The sequence below is a fragment of the Vibrio alfacsensis genome, assembly GCF_019670485.1.
GTDB classification, from domain to species: domain Bacteria; phylum Pseudomonadota; class Gammaproteobacteria; order Enterobacterales; family Vibrionaceae; genus Vibrio; species Vibrio alfacsensis.
The window spans coordinates 1,076,532-1,096,834 of the sequence record NZ_AP024166.1 but is presented as its reverse complement, the minus strand read 5'-3'; the positions used below and the strand labels follow the sequence as shown (position 1 = coordinate 1,096,834).

19 protein-coding genes and 1 pseudogene are annotated in these 20,303 nt (G+C 42.6%); 10 read left to right on the top strand and 10 right to left on the bottom strand.

Annotated features, from left to right (window positions below):
- Window positions 1-8: 8 nt before the first annotated feature.
- Window positions 9-938, bottom strand: a complete 930-nt coding sequence (gene rbsK, locus VA249_RS19445) for a ribokinase (protein ID WP_221070466.1) — start codon at window positions 936-938, stop codon at window positions 9-11.
- 214 nt (window positions 939-1,152) lie between these two features.
- Here rbsK and deoC point away from each other — a divergent pair, with 214 nt between their 5' ends.
- Together deoC and VA249_RS19435 are read left to right on the top strand one after the other, a co-directional pair.
- The gene (gene deoC, locus VA249_RS19440) at window positions 1,153-1,812 is read left to right on the top strand and encodes a deoxyribose-phosphate aldolase (protein WP_225927134.1); all 660 of its coding nucleotides are present in this window, start codon (window positions 1,153-1,155) and stop codon (window positions 1,810-1,812) included.
- 36 nt (window positions 1,813-1,848) lie between these two features.
- Entirely contained in the window at window positions 1,849-2,622 is a 774-nt protein-coding gene (locus VA249_RS19435; RefSeq protein ID WP_221070464.1) for a DeoR family transcriptional regulator, read from the top strand.
- Window positions 2,623-2,692: 70 nt separating this feature from the next.
- On the opposite strand, the gene VA249_RS19430 is transcribed toward VA249_RS19435, so the two are convergent.
- The 4 genes and pseudogenes from VA249_RS19430 to VA249_RS19415 form a co-directional block, all read right to left on the bottom strand.
- Entirely contained in the window at window positions 2,693-3,328 is a 636-nt protein-coding gene (locus VA249_RS19430) for a hypothetical protein (RefSeq protein WP_221070462.1), read from the bottom strand.
- A gap of 237 nt (window positions 3,329-3,565) precedes the next feature.
- Complete coding sequence (locus VA249_RS19425; RefSeq protein ID WP_221070460.1) at window positions 3,566-3,910, bottom strand: hypothetical protein; 345 nt, start codon at window positions 3,908-3,910, stop codon at window positions 3,566-3,568.
- 2 nt (window positions 3,911-3,912) lie between these two features.
- The gene (locus tag VA249_RS19420; RefSeq protein WP_221070459.1) at window positions 3,913-4,530 is read right to left on the bottom strand and encodes a hypothetical protein; all 618 of its coding nucleotides are present in this window, start codon (window positions 4,528-4,530) and stop codon (window positions 3,913-3,915) included.
- Window positions 4,531-4,633: 103 nt separating this feature from the next.
- Window positions 4,634-4,743, bottom strand: a pseudogene (locus VA249_RS19415) (IS30 family transposase); the annotation flags it as partial.
- 364 nt (window positions 4,744-5,107) lie between these two features.
- Between VA249_RS19415 and VA249_RS19410 the strand changes: the two are divergent.
- Both VA249_RS19410 and VA249_RS19405 read left to right on the top strand, forming a co-directional pair.
- Window positions 5,108-7,918, top strand: a complete 2,811-nt coding sequence (locus VA249_RS19410; RefSeq protein WP_221070457.1) for a TrlF family AAA-like ATPase — start codon at window positions 5,108-5,110, stop codon at window positions 7,916-7,918.
- A gap of 109 nt (window positions 7,919-8,027) precedes the next feature.
- Window positions 8,028-9,104: an endonuclease domain-containing protein gene (locus tag VA249_RS19405; RefSeq protein ID WP_221070455.1), complete on the top strand. Its 1,077-nt coding sequence runs from the start codon at window positions 8,028-8,030 to the stop codon at window positions 9,102-9,104.
- Between the two features lie 160 nt (window positions 9,105-9,264).
- On the opposite strand, the gene VA249_RS19400 is transcribed toward VA249_RS19405, so the two are convergent.
- Window positions 9,265-10,185, bottom strand: coding sequence for a M14 family metallopeptidase (locus VA249_RS19400; protein WP_221070452.1), 921 nt, complete (start codon window positions 10,183-10,185; stop codon window positions 9,265-9,267).
- A 174-nt stretch (window positions 10,186-10,359) separates the two neighbouring features.
- Here VA249_RS19400 and VA249_RS19395 point away from each other — a divergent pair, with 174 nt between their 5' ends.
- Window positions 10,360-11,268, top strand: coding sequence for a DUF808 domain-containing protein (locus VA249_RS19395; RefSeq protein WP_211916659.1), 909 nt, complete (start codon window positions 10,360-10,362; stop codon window positions 11,266-11,268).
- Window positions 11,269-11,361: 93 nt separating this feature from the next.
- Here VA249_RS19395 and pyrC read toward each other — a convergent pair whose 3' ends face one another.
- Entirely contained in the window at window positions 11,362-12,390 is a 1,029-nt protein-coding gene (gene pyrC, locus VA249_RS19390) for a dihydroorotase (RefSeq protein ID WP_221070450.1), read from the bottom strand.
- A 155-nt stretch (window positions 12,391-12,545) separates the two neighbouring features.
- On the bottom strand, window positions 12,546-12,710 hold the full coding sequence (locus VA249_RS19385; RefSeq protein ID WP_005453437.1) for a YqaE/Pmp3 family membrane protein: 165 nt from the start codon (window positions 12,708-12,710) through the stop codon (window positions 12,546-12,548).
- 286 nt (window positions 12,711-12,996) lie between these two features.
- Here VA249_RS19385 and VA249_RS19380 point away from each other — a divergent pair, with 286 nt between their 5' ends.
- A complete protein-coding gene (locus VA249_RS19380; RefSeq protein ID WP_221070448.1) occupies window positions 12,997-14,814 on the top strand; it encodes a hybrid-cluster NAD(P)-dependent oxidoreductase in 1,818 nt (605 codons plus the stop codon).
- A gap of 124 nt (window positions 14,815-14,938) precedes the next feature.
- Here the strand turns inward: VA249_RS19380 and nadE are convergent, their stop codons facing one another.
- Window positions 14,939-15,769 (bottom strand): ammonia-dependent NAD(+) synthetase, encoded by an 831-nt coding sequence (gene nadE, locus VA249_RS19375; protein ID WP_221070446.1) that lies wholly within the window; start codon window positions 15,767-15,769, stop codon window positions 14,939-14,941.
- A gap of 210 nt (window positions 15,770-15,979) precedes the next feature.
- Between nadE and VA249_RS19370 the strand changes: the two genes are divergently transcribed.
- The 3 genes from VA249_RS19370 to VA249_RS19360 all read left to right on the top strand — a co-directional run bounded on the left by VA249_RS19370 (window position 15,980) and on the right by VA249_RS19360 (window position 18,014).
- Window positions 15,980-16,513, top strand: a complete 534-nt coding sequence (locus VA249_RS19370) for a nicotinate-nicotinamide nucleotide adenylyltransferase (protein WP_211916666.1) — start codon at window positions 15,980-15,982, stop codon at window positions 16,511-16,513.
- A 29-nt stretch (window positions 16,514-16,542) separates the two neighbouring features.
- A complete protein-coding gene (locus VA249_RS19365) occupies window positions 16,543-17,025 on the top strand; it encodes a hypothetical protein (RefSeq protein ID WP_128813191.1) in 483 nt (160 codons plus the stop codon).
- Window positions 17,026-17,369: 344 nt separating this feature from the next.
- Window positions 17,370-18,014 (top strand): GntR family transcriptional regulator, encoded by a 645-nt coding sequence (locus VA249_RS19360; RefSeq protein WP_221070444.1) that lies wholly within the window; start codon window positions 17,370-17,372, stop codon window positions 18,012-18,014.
- A 125-nt stretch (window positions 18,015-18,139) separates the two neighbouring features.
- Here VA249_RS19360 and VA249_RS19355 read toward each other — a convergent pair whose 3' ends face one another.
- Entirely contained in the window at window positions 18,140-18,748 is a 609-nt protein-coding gene (locus tag VA249_RS19355; RefSeq protein ID WP_221070443.1) for an AraC family transcriptional regulator, read from the bottom strand.
- A gap of 188 nt (window positions 18,749-18,936) precedes the next feature.
- Between VA249_RS19355 and VA249_RS19350 the strand changes: the two genes are divergently transcribed.
- Complete coding sequence (locus tag VA249_RS19350) at window positions 18,937-20,046, top strand: 1-acyl-sn-glycerol-3-phosphate acyltransferase (RefSeq protein WP_221070442.1); 1,110 nt, start codon at window positions 18,937-18,939, stop codon at window positions 20,044-20,046.
- Window positions 20,047-20,303 lie beyond the last annotated feature (257 nt).

Sequence of the window (20,303 nt, the reverse complement as noted above, 5' to 3'; positions counted from 1 at the left end):
GGTTTGAATTAATTTGCGAGTTTCTCAGCAAATTCGTTAAATTGCTCAATGCTTGGGTATGAGAATTGCGTTCCTTTCTCGGTTACGCTCATCGCAGCAAACATAGAGGCTTTTTTCATAGAGAATTCGACATCACCGCTTTGTACAAAGTAGTGAGAGAAGCAACCAATGAAAGCATCACCCGCACCAGATGTGTCCACGGCATCTACTTTGATTGGATCAACGAGCAGCTCAAAGCCATCCTTGGTTAGCCATAGAGAACCACGACTGCCTAGAGTCACGATGATGTTGCTTAGGCCTTTATCAAGCAGCACTTTTGCAGCACTTCGAATGTCATCGATAGTCTCAACAGGCTTACCAACTAGAATTTCTAATTCGGTTTCGTTTGGAATGAAGAAATCACAGCGACATGCGTATTCGATATCTAGCTCAGGTACAGCAGGGGCTGGGTTTAGGAGAACTTTGATATTGTGTTTGTTGGCAAACTCAATTGCGTAGTAAACGGTTTCTAGTGGTACTTCAAGTTGCAATACGATGAGTTCAACTTTCTTAAGCGTTTCTGCAGCTTTATCGATATCGACAGGTTTTAGGAACTCATTGGCACCTTTAATGATTAAAATAGAGTTCTGAGAAGATGGGTTAACAAAAATCGGCGCAACACCGCTTGAGGTGTGCAGTACTTTTTGTACGTATTTTGTATCAATACCGTAAGACTGGAAGTTACGAATAGTGTTGTCGGCAAACATGTCATCCCCGACTTTACTTACCATCACAACGCTGGAGCCAAGTTTGGCTGCTGCCACTGCTTGGTTAGCACCTTTACCTCCACATCCCATACGAAATGATGGTGCTTCGAGCGTTTCCCCTTCCTTTGGCATGCGATGAGTGTAAGAGATTAGATCGACCATGTTTGAGCCGATAACAGCAATAGATTTCATAATGCACCTTGTTATAATCACAACATCAAGTGTTTCCTTGATGTCTTTTCGTTAGCTTGTGAACATATAATACCCACAATTAGCGAATTTGGTGCGATGAAAATCACATATCAATGTTATTATAATCACAAAATTGGTGAATTATTGTTTTGATCACAAATATTGATGTTAGGATTATAACAAATGTAATCACTTGAACTTGAGGTATAACAACATGATTCACTCATTAATTGACCACACTTTGCTAATGCCGACAGCAACTGAAAAGCAAATTACCACCTTGTGCAATGAGGCGATCGAGCATTCATTTTTCTCAGTATGTGTAAACCCAACTTATATTGCGACTTGTGCGGCACTGCTAAAGAATAGTGGCGTTAAAGTGTGCACCGTGATTGGCTTTCCACTGGGGGCAAATACAACGGCAGTTAAAGTTTTTGAAACAGAAAATGCGGTTGAAAATGGTGCTGACGAGATTGATATGGTTATCAATATTGGTCATGCATTGGATGGAAAGTGGAGTGAGATCGAAAAAGAAATCGCTGCAATTAAAACAGCTTGCCAAGGGCGCTTACTAAAAGTTATTTTTGAAACATGTTTGTTAGCTGATGAACAAATTGCTAAGTTATGTGAGATCAGCAAACAGGCTGGCGCAGATTTTGTGAAAACATCGACAGGTTTTAGTACTGGCGGTGCAACAGAAGAACACATTCGTCTAATGCGTACTTGTGTGGGGAACGAGATGGGGGTGAAAGCCTCAGGAGGGGTAAGAACCCAAGTTATCGCGCAAACGATGATTGATGCAGGAGCATCTCGTATAGGTACTAGTGCAGGAGTTTCGATTGTAAACGGCACTGAAGCGAAAAGTGGTTACTAACGAATAAGGAATGCCCGTCAGTCGGGCATTATTAATATGGTCTCAAAACAATTAGAGCGTTTACGACGCATTTCATCTTGCCTTGATCATGTGGATAAAATTCATCTTCGAGAAATTGCTCGATTGCTTGAAGTCTCAGAGATGACAATTCGCAGGGATATTAACTCAACCGCCGCTGCTAAATTCAATCTTGAGTCTTATGGTGGCTTTGTGCGCAAATCGATTGAAGAGACCTGTTCTGATGTGGTTTTAAAACCGGTTAAACAAAACAATGAGCCTGAAGAAATCTCGTTGTGTCATATCGCTGCGAAGCAGGTAAATTCAGATGATATGGTATTCTTTGATAACAGTGATTATAGTAACGAGATTATTTCCTCTATAGATAAAAGCGTGACATTTACTGGTGTTACCTTTTCACTGACCACTTTCCTCGAACTAAAAACCAAACCTAATTGCAACGCAGTGCTGCTCGGCGGTAACTATGATCCAACCGCTGATATATTTAAATCAGAGACTCTGCCAAGTTGGTTTGAATCAATGGTCTTTACCAAATTATTCATTACTCCTGATGGTGTGCATCAAGACTTAGGTGTAACGTTTAAAGATAGTTATTGCTCTTCGATGTTTAATGAAGTGATGAAGCGTTCAATTGCTAAATACCTAATATGCCCTAAGACAATCGTGGGGAATGTTGCTTCTTATAGCATTAGCTTCACACATTTTGACTACGTGATTACATCAGAATCGCCATCACAACTTGTTGATGCTCTCGCATTAAATAAGGTTGCATTGATCTTGGAACAGGATTGATCTGCACTAACGAAAATTAGAGAGCTAACATCAGATGGTTTGATTTTTATAACCGCTAAAAATGCTTGGTTTATGCTCTATGCTTAGCTCTAACTAATAGTAAACTGGTTAACATCAAGCCGAAAAGTATTGCCATATGGGGTTCAGAAACTTTTACCTTTGAAACCGCCACGTTTGTGAATGTACCAAGTTCAATAATGTTGTTTCTGTTATCGAAAATAACTTGATTGATGATAACGCTTTGCAAGCCTCCCGTTTGAAAGCCTAGGAACAAAAGGCCGTCACTGTTTTCAAAAACAATCGACATATCTTGGAAAGTATCATCAATCGGTGACGTTAACCAAAGCTCTGATGTTAGACCACCAAAGCTTAATGCAGGTTCGTTAAAATCTGCTCTAATGTCAGACTCTGACCAAACTAAGCTCCCCAGAGGGGCAACATCAATAGACACATCGGCAGATAAAACATCGTAGCTGTACCAAGGGCCATCAACTAAGCCTGTTGGAAGATTTGGATGTGCGCCAAACAACTCGAGCTGTAAATCATCAGAATCAACCATGATGCTAAATGAGCCAGTGAAAGAGTTGTTCACATCGGGTGTAATATCGCCAGATATTTCATAAATCATTCCTGCACCAGCTTTGAATGTGACACTGGCAGAAACAATTAAAAACAGCATTAAGCCCTTAATATTCATATTCTTCATGACGTCCTGTTAGCAATAGTTTTCTGCTTTAAAGCAATTATCACTCCAAAATTAATTTCTCTATATAACAATTGGTTAGGTGTTGGGCGTGAGCTGGTTGTAAATATTTCTGACAGTTGGGCTCGAAGTTTACTGTCAATTTAGCTAAAGAAAGATGGGCAATAAATACCGAGTTTAGTTCTCTTCAGTTTAAAATAATCAGCAACTGGAAGGAACATAGCGTTTTTGATAGGTGCTTTAGTAGCATTTGTTGGCATCGAGAAGAGTTGGGTTTTCTCTTGTTTGATCATTCCACTGATAACGAGCGGTATAGCAAATCGAGTTCCCTTTGTCTTCCACTTTGCCATCGGAGATGTAATCTGCTCCTACCTTGTCAATGATTACGGAAGTAACAGTAAACTGGCCTCGGTTGATGGCTCTTAGCTGGTCGGTTTGTTCAATCCATTTTTGATTGTGCGCCAAGTAACTGAGCGCCATATCCGAGTTTACCGTTTTCTGTTTTTCACTACTGATGTAACTCGAGTAGGTGAAGTAGCTGGCAGCAAAGGTGATGCATATAAAACCGATGGTTACTTTGCTCATGATTAGCCAAAGATGTAAGCGACTGTTAGAACCGACTGGTTGTTTTGATTGATTAAGTAAACAAGAGTTGGGTTTAGAACTTCTTCATCACCGGCTTGCTCGAGCTTCCATTCTTCAATCGCTACTGGTACAGCAACTTCTTTAATCCAGCGGAACATACTCAGTGGCCCACCTTTAATTGCATAGCCTGCCGATTTCTCTACGAAGGTAGTCCACAGTGTTAACAGCTTCGAACCTTCCAAAGCGTTGTCATACATGTAGTAGTAGGTATTTGAAACCTCTTCATTATACTGATAGCCAGATGGTGGAGTGAACACTGTACAGTTATTACCGTAGATGTTGCGATTGCCGACTAAACGGAATCGAGCCATGAGCTCCAAGAACGACTCTTCGGTTTCGACAGGAGTAGGTTCTTCTGAGCGGCCAAGTTCGTTGTATTTGTTTGCAACCAAGTCAAAAATTTCTCCTTCACCGCAGCTCATCACCTCTTCAATTGTGAGATTCGTTAAACCAAATGCTTTTGTCATATGGTCAAAGGATTGTTGTTTAAGTTTGGCTTCCATAGCTTCTAAAATTTCCGAAGTAACCAGAGCTTTATCACGAATATGTACGATATTCATAAATCACCTTTGTATCATTTATTAAGTCAGTAGTTACTTTGTGATTATAAGTATGATTGATGAGCAACTAAGTGATATGCATCATGAATGACAATCAAACCGATCTGTCATCTATCGAAATTGTATTCTTAATCGTTGGCGCTTTCTTTTTTTACTGCGACAATACCGCTTGTGTCCTTGCCTCAAGTATCTATATAGCTTACAACCTAAGCGCTGGTCTGTACGAGTGAAGTTGAACACTTCATTAAGTGACTTTCCCATACCAAAAGTTACCCGTAACTTTCTAATTTAAGTTATTGCTCTAAGAAGCTTATGTCCAACTCCGTGCGACGGGGTAGATCATCGTAACGCAGATCTGCCCCAAAGTTTGCTACGCTTCGAAATACGTTACAGATAGCCAGCTAGTTTTGATATATAAAAAGTAATGCGTGACAAAACACAAGACCTGACCCCGCCACTACCTCTTTCATAGCCAGTCCCGTTAGTAACCTCTCAATCAATATGTGACCGAAATCAAGCTAAACATCATGTCATATGTGATAAATTTCATAAAAATTATTAGTTTAGTGGAAATTGAATGCGCTTGTACGAACACGGTTCAGAATGGAGGCGATGGGACCTTCACGTTCACACCCCAGATTCAGTATTAGAAACACAATTTAAAGGCGACTGGGACGGTTACATTTCAGCTATAGAGCAGTCAGATTCTGGTGTTGCTGTAATTGGTATCACGGATTATTGCTCTATATCTGGTTATGAAAAGGTTGTGGAGTATCGCCGCCAAGGGCGAATGAAAAATATCGAAACAGTTATCCCCAATATTGAGTTTAGGGTTACCCCCAATACCGAAAAAAATAAAGGGATAAATATCCACATACTCGTTAATCCTGATTCCACACATCATATAGCTGAAATCAAGAACGCTCTTAGTCGTTTGTGCATAGACCATCATGGTCAAAACTATGCCTGCTCTGAAGACCAGTTAATGAGCTATGGTCGAGCATTGTATCCAGAGACAGCCAATTGTAATAAAACGTCATTAAAAGAAGGTATTAATAACTTTAAACCGTCTTACGATGTGCTCAAAAAATGGTACAGCGGAGAGAAGTGGTTAAAAGAAAACTCCATCGTTGTTGCGGCAAATGGTTCTAATGATGGTGTATCTGGTATTAAAGATGGTGGGTTTGCAGGCTTAAAGAAAGACATCTACCAGTTTATTGATATGGTATTTTCAGCCACACCAAGCGACATTAAATACTTTACTGGTCAAGGAACTAAAAGCAGAGAAGATATTGTAAGTGAACTTGGTCGTCTCGTGCCTTGTGTTCATGGCTCGGATGCACATTCTATCGAAAAGCTGTTTAAACCAGACCATGAGAGATACTGTTGGATTAAGGCTGACCCTACGTTCAATGGTCTAAAACAGGTTGTTTTTGAGCCTGACCGTGCATTTATTGGTGAACTTTCCCCAGAAACGAAAGCTGAATATCAGACCATTAAACGGGTGAGATACATTGATAATTCAGGTTCGAATAAATTTTCGAAGAAGTGGATACCGCTTAACAAAGACCTGAACACAATCATTGGTGGTAAGTCGTCCGGTAAATCAATGCTTCTATACCATATAGCGAAGGCTATCAACCCTAGCGAAGTCTCAACCAGAGTAGAGCTATCAAAGTCATCAACCTACAGCGACATTCCTAATTTAGATTTCGAGGTTGAATGGTCGAATAATGAAGTGTCTAGGCTGTCTGATGCTGACAACCAAGCAAAGGCTATCACCTATATACCTCAACTTTACATCAACCAATTGGCTGATAAAGATGGTCGAGAAGATTTAAACGAGTTGGTATCTAAAACTCTACTTCAAGATGATCAATACAAAGACTTCGTTAATGCCCTTGAGAATAGAGTACGCACAGTCAACTCATCCATTAATGACAAGATTGATACTCGATTCTTACTGATTAGTGAATACCAAAAGCTGTTCAATGAGCTGAACGAAATTGGTAACGAAAAGTCTGTTAAGAATGAGATTGCAGCACTTGAAGCTAGAGCAAAAGAGGTTCGAGAAAAGTCTAAATGGACAGAAGAACAAGAGAAGCATTACGCCTACCTAGTTCATAGAAGACAGTGCGTTATCAGGGCAAAAGATAGGCTCACGTATATTCAGTCGGGCTTACAAAGATTTACTGAGAGTATTGATAACAGGCAAGACCAATGGATTGATACGATTCGAGGTCAACTACAGCAAGACTCAGGACTAATTGCACTATCAACTGTCCTCAAAGGCTTACTAAATTCGATGCAAGAAGACTTGGTAGTAGGGTTTAGTACAACCAAGGATACGGCGAATAAAAAGCTACAGTCGATCCCCGATAGATTGACAGCTTTAAACGAGAAGCTAGAGGGAATAGAGCGTGAGCTGAAACCCCTTGAAGAAGACGTGAAAGACAAAGCTGCACTTGAACAACTGAACAAGCAACTCAAGGCTGAGCGAGAGAAGCTAGCAAGAATCAATGTCAAAATAAAAGAGCTTGAGGCAATCACTAAGAAAGGTGAAGAGTGTATCAAGGAACTAAATGAGCAGTTTAGTTCACTAATCAATCTATACAAGTCTCACTGCTCCATAGTCAGCGATCATCAAATGGATGACGACATAAAGATTGAGGCAAAGGTTGTTGTCGATGCTCCCAAGTTTGATTCGTTCGTTAGTTGCTACCACAAATCAGGGGCAATTCGCACAGTCGTTAACGATGTTCTGGACGATAACGGTGATTACCATTTTGACGTGGATACTCACGCAGCCTTTGTAGAGAAGACCGCCAATACAATTAGAGGCAGTCAATCGCCTACCTTGCGTAAGAATCACAGCCTGAAAGATGCATACAAACTACTTTACGCTGACTACTTTGGGATCGACTTCCTTGTTACTTACAAGAACGACAGCATTGTACATATGTCGCCGGGCAAACGTGGTTTGGTCTTACTCAGTTTGATGCTTGAGCTTAGTAACTCAACGCACCCAATATTGATTGACCAGCCAGAAGATAACTTGGATAACAGAACGATTTACTCAGAGCTTAAAGATTTTGTTCGTAAGTGTAAGAGTAAGCGCCAGATTATTATGGTGACACACAACGCTAACTTAGTGGTGGCAGCCGATGCAGAGTGTGTTGTTGTGGCAGACCAGCGAGGGCAATCAGGTACAGCAGGAGCACACCAGTTTGAATATCTTGGTGGTAGCTTAGAGCATAGCTTGAAGTCTGATAATAGCTACGACTATCAATCACTTGATGAGCTAGGTATTCGACAGCATGTATGTCATATCCTTGAGGGGGGTATTAGTGCCTTTAAGGAGCGAGAGCAGAAATATAATCTTCTTTGATTCTACAGTCACAGGTAATCATTTGAAGTAAGAATTGAAAATCGACATATTGGTTAGAATTTCATGACTTATTGCAGTTTAAATAGCGTTATATCTAATAGAGGAAGTTATGGCACAAGAAGCAGCAGATATAGAGAATAGACCAGAAGAGTTATTCAAGCTTCCTAACTATGGTTGTTTGCCATCTGGTCGTTTCCAAATAGATTTAAATGGTGCTCTCGGTGATTTTTTGGGTCACGACCTATTTGATCTTGACGGTAATCAGCCGATAGAAGGCAATATCCTGAAACTGACTGGCGGTCTGATTAATGTAAATCCATCTGATGAAGCCATTGAGTTTTATCGTGAGCGCGGTGATGATTTTCAAATGATCAATGTAGTAGTTTGTTGCTATGCATTTGAAGAAAGAGATGGTCAACTTTTTGGACTTCCATACCATGTATCGTTAAGACCTGCGCAAAAAAGAGGACTACCATCATCCGTCGGAGTTGATTGGATCGATAAAATCGACTTGGAGCGCATTTTAGATGGCAACCCACATTATATGGGGTTCAATCCGTTTTCAAATGCGTTTGGTTTGTATTGTGTTGGTGACGGAATGCCAGTTAACGAGCAAATGTGTTCAGATGTAATAGGGTTTGTTTATAACACCTATTTTCTTGCATCAAAATACGATAAGTCAGACGTTTTAGATCCCGGTTTGTGCACATCATTACTCGGTGAAAGTAAGGCTTTGCTCAATGATTACCGAAAATTTAGGTTCTCTCGATACTTTAAACCATTTGATAACATCGAACCGGTAAAAATCTGGGGGTGCGACTCTCCTATAGAGCTTTTCTTGCTTCAAGCTATGCACAGTTTCGGGCTAAAGCCTACAATTCAAACCCACATCCTAACAGACGGAACTATTTTCCCAACTTTGCAAACAATGTGGGAAGGTGGTGTTAGAACTAAAGCTTTGAGCAAGACAATCACAGAGGCTGATTTTTACTTTGCTAAACAGCGTGTGGCGATTTTTGTTGATTCTGTAGCTCATCACTCTTCTGAAGAAGCCATTGCTAAAGATAAAGCAATAGATGAAAAGCTAGAAGCTATAGGAATACGCAGTATTAGAATTTCGGGCCCCGATATCATGAACTCGCCAATAGCTTGTGCTCAGCATGTTTTCGATATCATCGAAAATTAGGTGTAACAAACGTCTAAAGCATCAACATACTTTTCCTAATCTGACAGAAACGCAATAGAGCACCAGTTCTAACGCGTTTCTGTCCAATTCTGAGTTAGCGCGTTCTGCGCTAACTCAACAGTACCAAATCACATCAATGGTGGCTGACTGCTTACTTAAATCATGCGCGCTTGGCTAGCAAGAAATCCAACCCACCTACAACCGCTGCCACTTGAGCATCATTGCACTCTTCGTCCGTCACTTTAGGGCTGTCTGGGTAAACTTCCGTCGTGGTGCCGTAAATACAGTTGGTGACACCGCCACACAGACCTAGCTTCACCATCGGGTAGTTGATCACACCAAATTGAACCACAGGAGAGCCGATGATTTCACCTTTATCATCAGCAGGGGCGATGTGAGTGACTTTAGCGACAGATTCAATAATGGCTTTTTGAAACTCTGGTTGAGGGTTTTCTGTATCACCTACTGTGTAGAAACCATCTGGAATCATACCCTCTATGTACTCAATGCCATCACGGGCAGCGAGCGCTGGTCGAAATTCGGTTTCGTCAGAATCCGTCGTTTCATGGAGGTCAATGTGCATTAACACATCACCTAATGTTGCTACTAATTTAATGAGGTTCGCCGATTCTTCTGCTGGGCTGTCTGCGTAGAAAGAGCGGTTTGGATCAATCGCATTTGGATTCCAGCGGTTAATCACTTCGTAACCCCAAGGACTAACGCAAGGTGCGACGACAATGTTGAAGTGCTCAGCGTAACGTTCTGCTTGCGTATCAACAAACTTAAGTGCGCCATGCACGCCGCTCGTTTCGTAACCATGAACCCCACCTGTTACTAAAACAACAGGTTTGTTTGCATCCCAGTTGCGAGTTTTGATGCAAAATAGTGGGAAGCGAGATTCGTCGTAAGAAAGGGCACCGTATTGCTCCACATCGAAACGGTCACGAAGCGCGTCAATCTTAGACACCACTTCTTGCTGGTAGCTGCGTTTTACGTCACGTTGCTCAAACCATGCTTTGCGTTCTGCTTCACCCCAAGGTTCGCCTTGGGTACCGATTGGGTAAGTGTATCCGCTTTTCATCTATACTTTTTCTTTTGTGTGCTTGAAAGGTAAGACAAGACTAGTCCTGTCTCCAAGCCACGGCAACAGAAAACACAATTTGTGACCTTATTCTTTGCAGAATCATCACTTTGCTGAGTGAATCAATGGTGTTACATTTTGTTACTTATTCAATTCCATATAAGAGAAAATAAAATGGCTGGAGCAAGTTTACTCACACTTTTGGATGACATTGCCGCTGTATTGGATGATGTCGCGTTAATGTCGAAAGTGGCGGCAAAAAAAACAGCCGGGGTTTTGGGCGATGATCTGGCTCTAAATGCACAACAAGTATCCGGTGTTGCTGCTGAACGCGAAATCCCAGTGGTATGGGCGGTCGCGAAAGGCTCATTTAAAAATAAGCTGATACTGGTGCCAGCTGCGCTGCTCATTAGTGCGTTTATTCCGTGGCTTATCATGCCATTACTCTTAATTGGTGGTTTGTTTCTCTGTTTTGAAGGTGCAGAGAAGATTTTAGAAAAACTCTTTCCTCATGCTCATCAACATGAAGATAAAGCGGAGGAGTCCTCTGATACGGGTGAGTCTGTGGAAGAGTACGAGAAAAGAAAAGTGGCGGGGGCGATTCGTACGGACTTTATTTTGTCTGCTGAAATCATCGTGATTGCGTTAGGTACGGTAACTGGGACAAGTATCGTGACGCAGATCCTCGTGGTAAGCCTAATTGCGGTCTTGATGACTATTGGTGTGTACGGTTTGGTTGCTGGCATCGTTAAGCTTGATGATTTGGGTTTCTACCTAGAACGCACTTCTAACGGTGAGGGTTTTAAGGCCAAACTCGGTGGTGCTTTAGTGGCGTTCGCGCCAAAATTGATGAAGATGCTTGCGATTGTTGGTACGGCGGCGATGTTCTTGGTTGGTGGTGGTATTGTTGTTCATAACGTACCTGCGATACATCACTTGATTGAACCTATCATCATGGATTTTCGCGGTCATACTATTGCAACGGCCATTGTGCCTACACTGCTTAACGGTTTGATTGGTGTGTTAGCGGGGTTAGCGGTTGTCGCAGTTTGGACGGTGGTTGAGAAAGTTCGAGGCAAATAAGCACTAAATATATTACTTAGCAGCAAAAAGAAAAAGGTCATGCTTTTCCATATCGAATATGGCGGCATGACCTTTTTTATTTAATGGGGTTGATTACTTCACTTCCCACTCAATATTTTCGTTTGCACGAATTGGCACCACGATGTCGTTACCAAACGGCATGGTTTCTGGTACCGCCCATGCTGATTTCTCTAGTGTAACGGTATCGGTATTACGAGGCATACCGTAGAAATCTGGGCCATTCAAACTAGCGAATGCTTCTAGGTTTTCCAGCTTACCCTCTTTATCAAACACTTCTGCGTAAAGCTCTAACGCTGCGTGTGCGGTGTATGAACCTGCACAACCACATGCCGACTCTTTTGCGCCTTTTGCGTGTGGTGCTGAGTCTGTGCCTAGGAAGAACTTCTTGCTGCCACTGGTTGCTGCTTCGATAAGCGCTTGTTGGTGGGTATTGCGCTTAAGAATTGGTAGACAGTAGAAGTGTGGTTTAATGCCGCCCACAAGCATGTGGTTACGGTTAAAGAGCAGGTGGTGAGCGGTAATCGTTGCTGCAACATTGTCAGAAGCGTTGTTGACGAAGTTCGCTGCGTCAGCTGTGGTGATGTGCTCAAGAACGATTTTTAGGTTAGGGAAGTCGTTGACGATAGGAGCAAGAACCGTGTCTAGGAATTCTTTTTCACGGTCGAAAATATCAACGTGGTTATGAGTCACTTCACCATGAACCAAAAGTAGCATGCCCACTTCTTCCATCGCCTCTAATACGTGGTAGATGTTCTTTGCATCGGTTACGCCAGAATCAGAGTTGGTGGTTGCGCCTGCTGGGTAGAGTTTCGCCGCAACAACGTGGCCACTCGCTTTTGCTTTACGGATTTCGTCAGGCGTTGTGTTGTCTGTCAGGTAAAGCGTCATAAGCGGTACGAATTGCTCGCCGTGTTGCTCAGCAAGGATTCGGTCACGGTAGGCTAGCGCCATTTCAGTATCGGTAACAGGTGGGACGGTGTTTGGCATGATCAGCGCACGGCCGTTGTAACGGCTAATATCGCGAACGGTATCTTTTAATACCTCTCCATCGCGTAAGTGAACGTGCCAATCGTCAGGACGAGTAATAGTCAGTGTTGTCATTAATTGCTCCCACCATTTAAAAGTTATGTTTGGAGCCTAAAACGCTGCATTTACCTCAAGAGCAAACGCTTGCGCTTAGGCGACAGGATGATAGTGGAATTACACTAGTATTGCATCCCATTTTTCATATTTCTTAAAGGTGAGAGCCGAACTGGTTATTTCATCGTCAACCAAAGCGCATGAATTGTACCTGGAAGAAAGAAGAAAAACGTTAAAATCAAGTTGATGAAGAAGTCTTTCTCTAATCCTTTTTCCATGTAAACCGCGACAGGTGGAAGGAAAATACAAAGAAGAATTAGGATCAGTTTATTAGTATCCATGAATTATGCTCCGGATAGGTGGAATTATCGTCAAAAAACTGACGCAGTATGTGTCTAATGTCACATTTTGGCAATAGTCACTCGGTCAGAATGATGCAAATTTTAAAAGGATTTCACTCTTAAATGGTGGAGAGCATCTTATCTTGGGCGTTGTTTCTCTTTTGCTGCTGTCGCTTCCTTGTGCTATGTAGAATCTAGCAAAAATAACGGCTTGTGTTTACTTGGGCAAGGATGAAGATAAGGATATGATAGTCGCACAATTAAAATACACCAGCAGGTAGAAGCTATGTCGCATTCCGTTTTATCTCAGATTAATGTTTTCCCCGTAAAATCCGTTGGCGGTGTGGCATTGTCTTCAGCGTGGGTAGAAAAGCAAGGCTTGAGTTTTGACCGTCGTTTTATGATTGCGACCTCAGATGGCTCAATGGTGACAGCTCGAAAATTTCCGCAAATGGTGACCATAAAGTCGGCATTGTTGCCTGATGGTGTGGTGTTTACCAGCCTTGGTGAAGCGCCTTTAAAGATCCGCTATCAAGATTTCAAAATGCAGGAAGCACCTGCAACGGTTTGGAAAGACAGTTTTACGGCATATACGACCACCGATGAAGCGGATGATTGGTTTAGTAAAGTCGTGGGTCTGCGAGTCGAGTTGCTTTTTACCGGCGAACAATCCAATCGTATCAGAGAGAAATTGGGTCACAATGTGAGCTTTGCCGATGGTTACCCAGTACTTGTGATCAGCGAAGCGTCGCTAGAAGAGTTGAATCGCAGAAGCTCTGAACAGCACTCAATGGATCAGTTTCGCACCAACCTTGTCGTTGCAGACGCGAAACCATTTGAAGAAGATTCATGGAAACGCATTCGCATTGGCGAAGTTGAATTTGAATCAGTCAAACCTTGCGAACGATGCATTCTAACGACCGTGAACACTCAACGCGGCACATTCCGTGAAAGTAAAGAGCCGCTAAGAACATTGCAAGAATTCCGAGCGAATGAGCGTGGTGGCGTTTTCTTTGGACAAAATCTGGTTGCACGCAATGAAGGCATTATCCGACAAGGCGATAAAGTTGAGGTTTTGGAATATAAAGAGCCAGAGTTTTATCCAGATAATTCCCCTAATCGAATGACGCTGACCTGTGTCGAACGAGAAGAAATCGCCCGTGATTTTGTGACATTCTGGCTAGAGCCAAGCAAAGGTTCACTGCCTGTGTATCTACCAGGTCAACACCTACCTATTGATGTGGACATTGATGGCAAGAAAGTGGGGCGTCGTTACACGCTTTCTTCGAGTCCATCACGATTAGGTCGTTATGCCATTTCAGTTAAGCGCGTTTCTGGTGGACGCGTGTCCAATGCACTGCTTGATAACTTGCAAGTGGGCGATGTGCTTGAAGCTGAAACACCAGATGGTCAATTTCATCTCAAAGAGCATCAAGCTCAGCCATTATTATTGCTTTCTGCAGGCAGTGGTGTAACGCCAATGTTGTCTATGGTTCGCTACCTAGCAGATCATAACCAACTCGATGATGTGGTGTTCTACCATCAATGCAGCAGTGAGATTGATATTCCATGTAAAGATGAGCTCGATGAACTAAAACGCCAACACCCAGGTTTGGATGTGAAGATTTGCTTAACCCAGCCTGCGATAGATTGGTTTGGTCTGAAAGGACGCATCAGTTTATCTCATATCAAACAGATTAAAGATGTTGAACAGCGTCAAGTGTTCGTCTGTGGACCAGATGGCTTTATGCAAAAAGCGAAAAATCTATTGCTTAAGAAAGGGCTGCCGGAAGAACACTACCACCAAGAAGCGTTTGGTGTCGCTGTAGCAACAACGAAGCCTGAAAAGAGTGTAGAAATCGAGTTCAACGGATTTAAGCTCATTGGTAATAACCAACAAACGTTGTTAGAACAAGTTGAAAATGCAGGGCGGAGTATTGCCAATAGCTGCCGTGCGGGCTTGTGCGGAGCGTGTAAGGTTCAATTGGAGTCAGGGCAGGTTGACCACCCAGAGGTTCCTGCAATCACTGAAGAAGAGCGCAGTATGGGCAAGGTGTTGGCGTGTTGCGCTATTCCACAAACAGACGTGACTTTGACAGACTAACGCTCTTATATAATAAATGTTGCTTATAATTAGTAACGAAAACGCCGCTAACTGAACTTAGCGGCGTTTTTTTATTTACTTTAGAGCGACTTGAAAAGCGGGTCTCTCATGAGCACCATCGATGCTAATCGTAGATTGTTGGGATCGGTTGACGCTTGTGTTGAGTCGCTTTGTAGATTGCAACGAGACGATCACTGACTTCTTGGGATACTGGCTTACCCTCAAGGAAATCATCGATTTGTTCGTAAGTAAGGCTCAAAGCATCTTCGTCTGCTTTTTGCGGAGCAAGTTCTTCTAGGTCCGCCGTTGGGACTTTCTTCACGAGTAATTCTGGTGCGCCTAGTATTGCCGCAACTTCACGCACTTGACGTTTGTTGAGACCAAACAGCGGTGCCATATCACATGCCCCATCCCCAAATTTGGTGTAGAAACCCGTAATGTTCTCTGCGGAATGATCCGTACCAATCACTAAGCCGCCTACATAACCAGCGATTTCATATTGGGCAATCATGCGAGCGCGTGCTTTAACGTTGCCTTTCACGAAGTCTACTTTTGCCGCGTCCGTTGGTAGAAGACCTGTACCCTCCAATGCCACGTGCGACGCCGTATGAAGCCCATCTACACCGTCTTTAATATTCACAGACACGGAGTGGGTCGGTTGAATGAAAGAAAGGGCAAGTTGCGCTTCATCTTCGTCTTTTTGCTCGCCATATGGTAGGCGAACCGCGATAAATTGATAGCTATTGTTGCCCGATTCTTCGTTGAGTTGGTTGACAGCGAGTTGAGCCAAACGGCCACACGTTGTCGAGTCCACACCGCCGCTAATACCCAGCACAAGGGATTTGCATCCAGAGTCTTGTAACTTACGTTTAATGAAAGCGATGCGGCGTTCAATTTCGAAATGCGGATCAATCGATGGGAGTACTCGCATTTCATCGCGGATGGATTGTTCCATTTAAGGTTCCTTTTCCTGCAAATAGGTTTGACACAAAACGAGGGTGAAGTGATTCATCCATGCGCCGACGTATATGACATTGCTGGTGGTGATAAACTACTCAGTTGATGTTCATAAATGTCGCTTTAGTGTCAAAAAGCTTTAAAGATTAGTAGTATCATACCGAATTCATCGGATTAGAAAACTCCTTCAACCAGGTAATTACCGGATATGAAAAAAATCGCCGTTTTTGGTAGTGCATTTAACCCACCTAGTTTAGGTCACAAGAGTGTGATCGAATCACTAAGTCACTTTGATCTTGTGCTTCTAGAACCAAGCATTGCACATGCTTGGGGAAAAAATATGCTGGATTACCCAATACGGTGCAAATTGGTCGATGCCTTTATCACGGATCTCGGGCTTTCTAATGTCCAACGCTCAGAGCAAGAGCAAGCTTTATACCAACCTGAACAAAGTGTGACGACTTTTGCGTTATTAGAAAAAATTCAAGAAATTTACCCCCAAGCCGATATAACGTTTGTTATTGGCCCGGATAATTTCTTTAATTTTGCTAAATTTTATAAGGCACAAGAGATTACTCAGCGATGGACGGTCATGGCGTGCCCTGAAAGAGTGAAAGTGAGAAGCACGGACATTCGAGAAGCATTGGTGAAAGGCCAAGATATCAGTACTTTCACGACACCAAGCGTTAATGAAATATTGGTAAGCGAGGGTTTATACCAAGATTCATTTTCTGGTAACTAATTCTGGTAACTTAAGAGGTTAAATTTTAAATGGTCAGAGTCGCCGTATTTAGTACATGTGCATTGCTTGTCGCAACACAAGCGAGTTTTGCATGTAACTATTTATCTGATCGTTCGGTCGTTTTTGCAGATAACATCGTTCCTCTATGTGAAGATGTGATGGACAGCATCGGAGTGCTGAGCACGGAAACACTAAATTGGTACCAGTCCGAAAAAACCTATGATGAGCCACCAGAAAATTATTGGGATGAGTGGGCGATCAAACAAGAAGATACGCCATTCTTAACGCAAAACCTTGAGAATAATTATTTTGGCTTAGGGGTTTGGATGCCGGAAGAGCTCAAAGACGAAGAGAACAAAATGAGCACAGAAGAGTGGCTACGTAGCCATGGCCTGATGTTTAGTATTGGTCTTGGAGAGAAAAACGGTGATCAACCAAGAATGCGATTTGATTATCGATGGCATGACTACTACGACGCCGATTGGATGATGCAAATTGAAGTGCCTTTTTAATGAGGCGCCTTGCATCGTGTTAGGCTTCCATCGCTCACGATCTGTCGTCAACTCCCAACGCGAAATCCGCACTAAGGGTCAGTCTTCCCTCATTTAGATACTCAGGCGTCCGAAGACAAACATGTCGATCGGACGTTTTTTCCCCGTTACCTTTTTACGGTGTTTGTTCCCTTTTCATGTTCTGTTTTTGCCCGCTTTTCCGAACACAAAAAGTCGATGTGTGACAGAAAACTGTCTGACAATCGGCGTTATACTGATTAACAGTAAACGAAAAATGACTTTAGTCACAATTTTGTGAGACAATTGTCGCTAAGAACGAAGCATAACCGTTAATGAGTCGGGAAATGAAAATAAATAAGCAAAGCTTGGAAGAGCAAGCGACAGAATACATCAGGGAAATGATCACTGACGGTCAGTTGGAACAAGGTACAAAAATTGTTGAAAGTACATTGTCGAAAGAGTTAGAGCTTTCGCGCAGTACTGTTCGTATGGCTCTGAACTCATTATCACATGAGGGACTCGTTGTTCAAAAACCTTATGTCGGTTGGCATGTTTTTACGCTCGATGATGAAGAGCTGTGGGAACTGTACAATATGAGGGTTGCAATTGAGAGCCAAGCCGCTGCAATGGCAGCTGAACGCGCAACGGAACAAGACAAAGAAGAGTTAATTGAGCTTCTTAATGAATTTTGTCGTGTGTGTGATAACGGCGAAGACTCGTTAGCGATTTATAAGATGGATTTTGACTTCCACCAAAAAGTGGTCGAACTCAGTCACAGTCCACGATTTGCTAAGATATACGCTCAAATCGCCAATCAACTGAAAAGCTATATCGAGATGACTCATATCGAGTACGATTTGTCTCAAAGTGGTTTAAGCCACAAGCCGTTGGTTGATGCAATTTGTGCTGGTGATGCGGAAAAAGCTTGGAAAGAAGCGAAAGAGAATATTACCAGTTTTGCTGAACTTGCCGGAAAGAGTGCCAAATAAACTCGATTCCAACTCAACAATAGAAAAGGCAGCCTCAAATGGCTGCCTTTTCTATTTGAATTTGACGCTCTGTGACGGAATCACGTACGGAGAGGCGTAATGCGCGGTCTTATCCAGTGATAAGATTAGAGTGCATCGCCAAAGACTAAAAAGCACAGTTGCTCAAATTCTTCTGAATTTCCCGCAAATAGTCGCTCTACGATATCTTGCTGTTTTTTGCCGGATAGCTTCATTTTTCTTGCTTCTCTTAAGGTGAGAACTAGGCACAATTCACGAGAAATGCGCTCTTCACAGCCTGGCTGCCATTGATTGATCGAGTTTGTGAGAGGCGAGTTGTTTAAGCTTGGTCTCAGAGCTAATACTTCATGTTTCACAACCGCAAGTAAATCCAATTGGTATTGGTCACGTTGTTGTGTGATAGATAGCTTTTGAACCAGTGCTTTAAGCAAATTTGATGGTTTAAAGAATCCCGCTTGCTGGGGAAACTCGTCAGTCAGGCGGACTGAAAAGTCGCAACGATTCAATCTGGTATTAGGTAAAAAAGTGAGGGAACTCAAACAATCTTGCGGAATCCAAAAGTATTGACCTGGTTCAATGGCATACTCTTGCTTACCCAATTTGATGATCACGAGCCCTTCTACGACAGACAGTAAACTGTGCTTAAGCGCTTTTTTGCGCGCTGTGACATGCAGAAATGGGAAATGTGTATCGTGAAATTCAATTGCGTAGTTCATTATGATTACCGGAGTTTTTGGGCCGATAAGGTTACCGCTAAAGCTTTTGAATGCCAACCGGTTAACCGAGTTTTTTGCCAAGATTGTAATGCTACTGGTATGACCATGTTAAAAGTATGGTTTGAGTTGCTGCGAGTTGGCAAAACTATGCGTAAAATGTGCCAGCTTTTTAAAGAATGAATTGAAAGATGACAACCAATAACGATCCTTATATTGAAATTCGTCCATATAACGACGATGAAATTCCTGCTGCTTTGGATCGATTGATCCAAGATGATGAGTTCATTAGTGCAATTATAAACCATCGCTTTAATAACAGAGCGAGCTGGTTTAAAGCATTGATGGCCCCAGTGCTTCGTATTTACTTGAAAGCGAAGTGGAGCAAATTGAACTCTGTTGAGGCGATTCAACTGGAGGTAAAGAAATACCTTCGAGATACGCTAAACTCGACGACAGACGGCGTCACATTTTCTGGTTTAGATAAGCTAGATAAGAATACTTCATATCTCTTTGTCTCCAATCACCGCGACATCGCTATGGATCCCGCTTTAGTGAATTTTGGTTTGCACCAAAGTGGACACCGAACGGTGCGCATTGCGATTGGCGATAACTTATTGAAAAAACCATGTGCAACAGAGCTTATGAAGCTCAACAAAAGCTTTATCGTTAAGCGCTCAGTAAAAGCGCCTCGTGAAATGATGAAAGCGCTAGGGCAATTGTCAGGCTACATTAAGCACTCATTAGAGACGGGCAATTCTATCTGGATTGCACAGAAAGAGGGCCGAGCGAAAGATGGCAATGATTTTACCGACCCTGCCATTTTGAAAATGTTCCACGTAGAGGGACGTAAGCAAAAGGTCAGTTTTGGTGAGTACACGCGTTCATTAAAAATCGTACCGGTATCAATTTCATATCAAAATGATCCGTGTGACATTGCGAAAGCAAAAGAACTGTATGAAAAAGCAGAAAATGGTCGCTATGAAAAAGGTGAATTTGAGGATATCGAGAGCATCATTCAAGGCATTATCGGTTACAAAGGTAAAGTTCATGTCGCGTTTGGCGAAGTGATTGACCAAGAGTTTGAAACTCCAGACGCGTTAGCTAATGAAATCGACCGCCAAATTCATAACAACTACCGAGTGTTCCCGATCAATCTGCTTGCGGCGGGACGAGAGGATGAAAGCATCACGGATTCTGTAAAGTCTCAACTAGCAGAGAAATTGCAGCAGCTGCCAACGGGGGCTCAAACTTATTTAGTTGCAAGTTATGCCAACCCGGTTAATAACCAAGAGGTTTAATTCCGGTCTTATTGGCCAACACATAATGTGAGGAATGCGGGCTTTGCTGCCTCATTCCTCACTTAGTCTAGTCGTTATTTACGTGCTTATAGCTTACGTGCTCATAGCTTACGTACTCATAGCTTAAGCGCTCATTTATTCAGTAACGGGTTAGAGGCTTGTAAGGTCATTACTCAGTAGATCGAATGAGCTTATGCGGTACTCGCTGATATAGTAGGGCGGTGGCAAATTCGTTATGGTACTGCAACCATTATGCT

Coding starts and splice junctions, on each gene's coding strand:
- rbsK (WP_221070466.1), bottom strand. CDS start 938: ATGAAATCTATTGCTGTTATCGGCTCAAACATGGTCGATCTAATCTCT.
- deoC (WP_225927134.1), top strand. CDS start 1,153: ATGATTCACTCATTAATTGACCACACTTTGCTAATGCCGACAGCAACT.
- VA249_RS19435 (WP_221070464.1), top strand. CDS start 1,849: ATGGTCTCAAAACAATTAGAGCGTTTACGACGCATTTCATCTTGCCTT.
- VA249_RS19430 (WP_221070462.1), bottom strand. CDS start 3,328: ATGAAGAATATGAATATTAAGGGCTTAATGCTGTTTTTAATTGTTTCT.
- VA249_RS19425 (WP_221070460.1), bottom strand. CDS start 3,910: ATGAGCAAAGTAACCATCGGTTTTATATGCATCACCTTTGCTGCCAGC.
- VA249_RS19420 (WP_221070459.1), bottom strand. CDS start 4,530: ATGAATATCGTACATATTCGTGATAAAGCTCTGGTTACTTCGGAAATT.
- VA249_RS19410 (WP_221070457.1), top strand. CDS start 5,108: ATGCGCTTGTACGAACACGGTTCAGAATGGAGGCGATGGGACCTTCAC.
- VA249_RS19405 (WP_221070455.1), top strand. CDS start 8,028: ATGGCACAAGAAGCAGCAGATATAGAGAATAGACCAGAAGAGTTATTC.
- VA249_RS19400 (WP_221070452.1), bottom strand. CDS start 10,185: ATGAAAAGCGGATACACTTACCCAATCGGTACCCAAGGCGAACCTTGG.
- VA249_RS19395 (WP_211916659.1), top strand. CDS start 10,360: ATGGCTGGAGCAAGTTTACTCACACTTTTGGATGACATTGCCGCTGTA.
- pyrC (WP_221070450.1), bottom strand. CDS start 12,390: ATGACAACACTGACTATTACTCGTCCTGACGATTGGCACGTTCACTTA.
- VA249_RS19385 (WP_005453437.1), bottom strand. CDS start 12,710: ATGGATACTAATAAACTGATCCTAATTCTTCTTTGTATTTTCCTTCCA.
- VA249_RS19380 (WP_221070448.1), top strand. CDS start 12,997: ATGTCGCATTCCGTTTTATCTCAGATTAATGTTTTCCCCGTAAAATCC.
- nadE (WP_221070446.1), bottom strand. CDS start 15,769: ATGGAACAATCCATCCGCGATGAAATGCGAGTACTCCCATCGATTGAT.
- VA249_RS19370 (WP_211916666.1), top strand. CDS start 15,980: ATGAAAAAAATCGCCGTTTTTGGTAGTGCATTTAACCCACCTAGTTTA.
- VA249_RS19365 (WP_128813191.1), top strand. CDS start 16,543: ATGGTCAGAGTCGCCGTATTTAGTACATGTGCATTGCTTGTCGCAACA.
- VA249_RS19360 (WP_221070444.1), top strand. CDS start 17,370: ATGAAAATAAATAAGCAAAGCTTGGAAGAGCAAGCGACAGAATACATC.
- VA249_RS19355 (WP_221070443.1), bottom strand. CDS start 18,748: ATGAACTACGCAATTGAATTTCACGATACACATTTCCCATTTCTGCAT.
- VA249_RS19350 (WP_221070442.1), top strand. CDS start 18,937: ATGACAACCAATAACGATCCTTATATTGAAATTCGTCCATATAACGAC.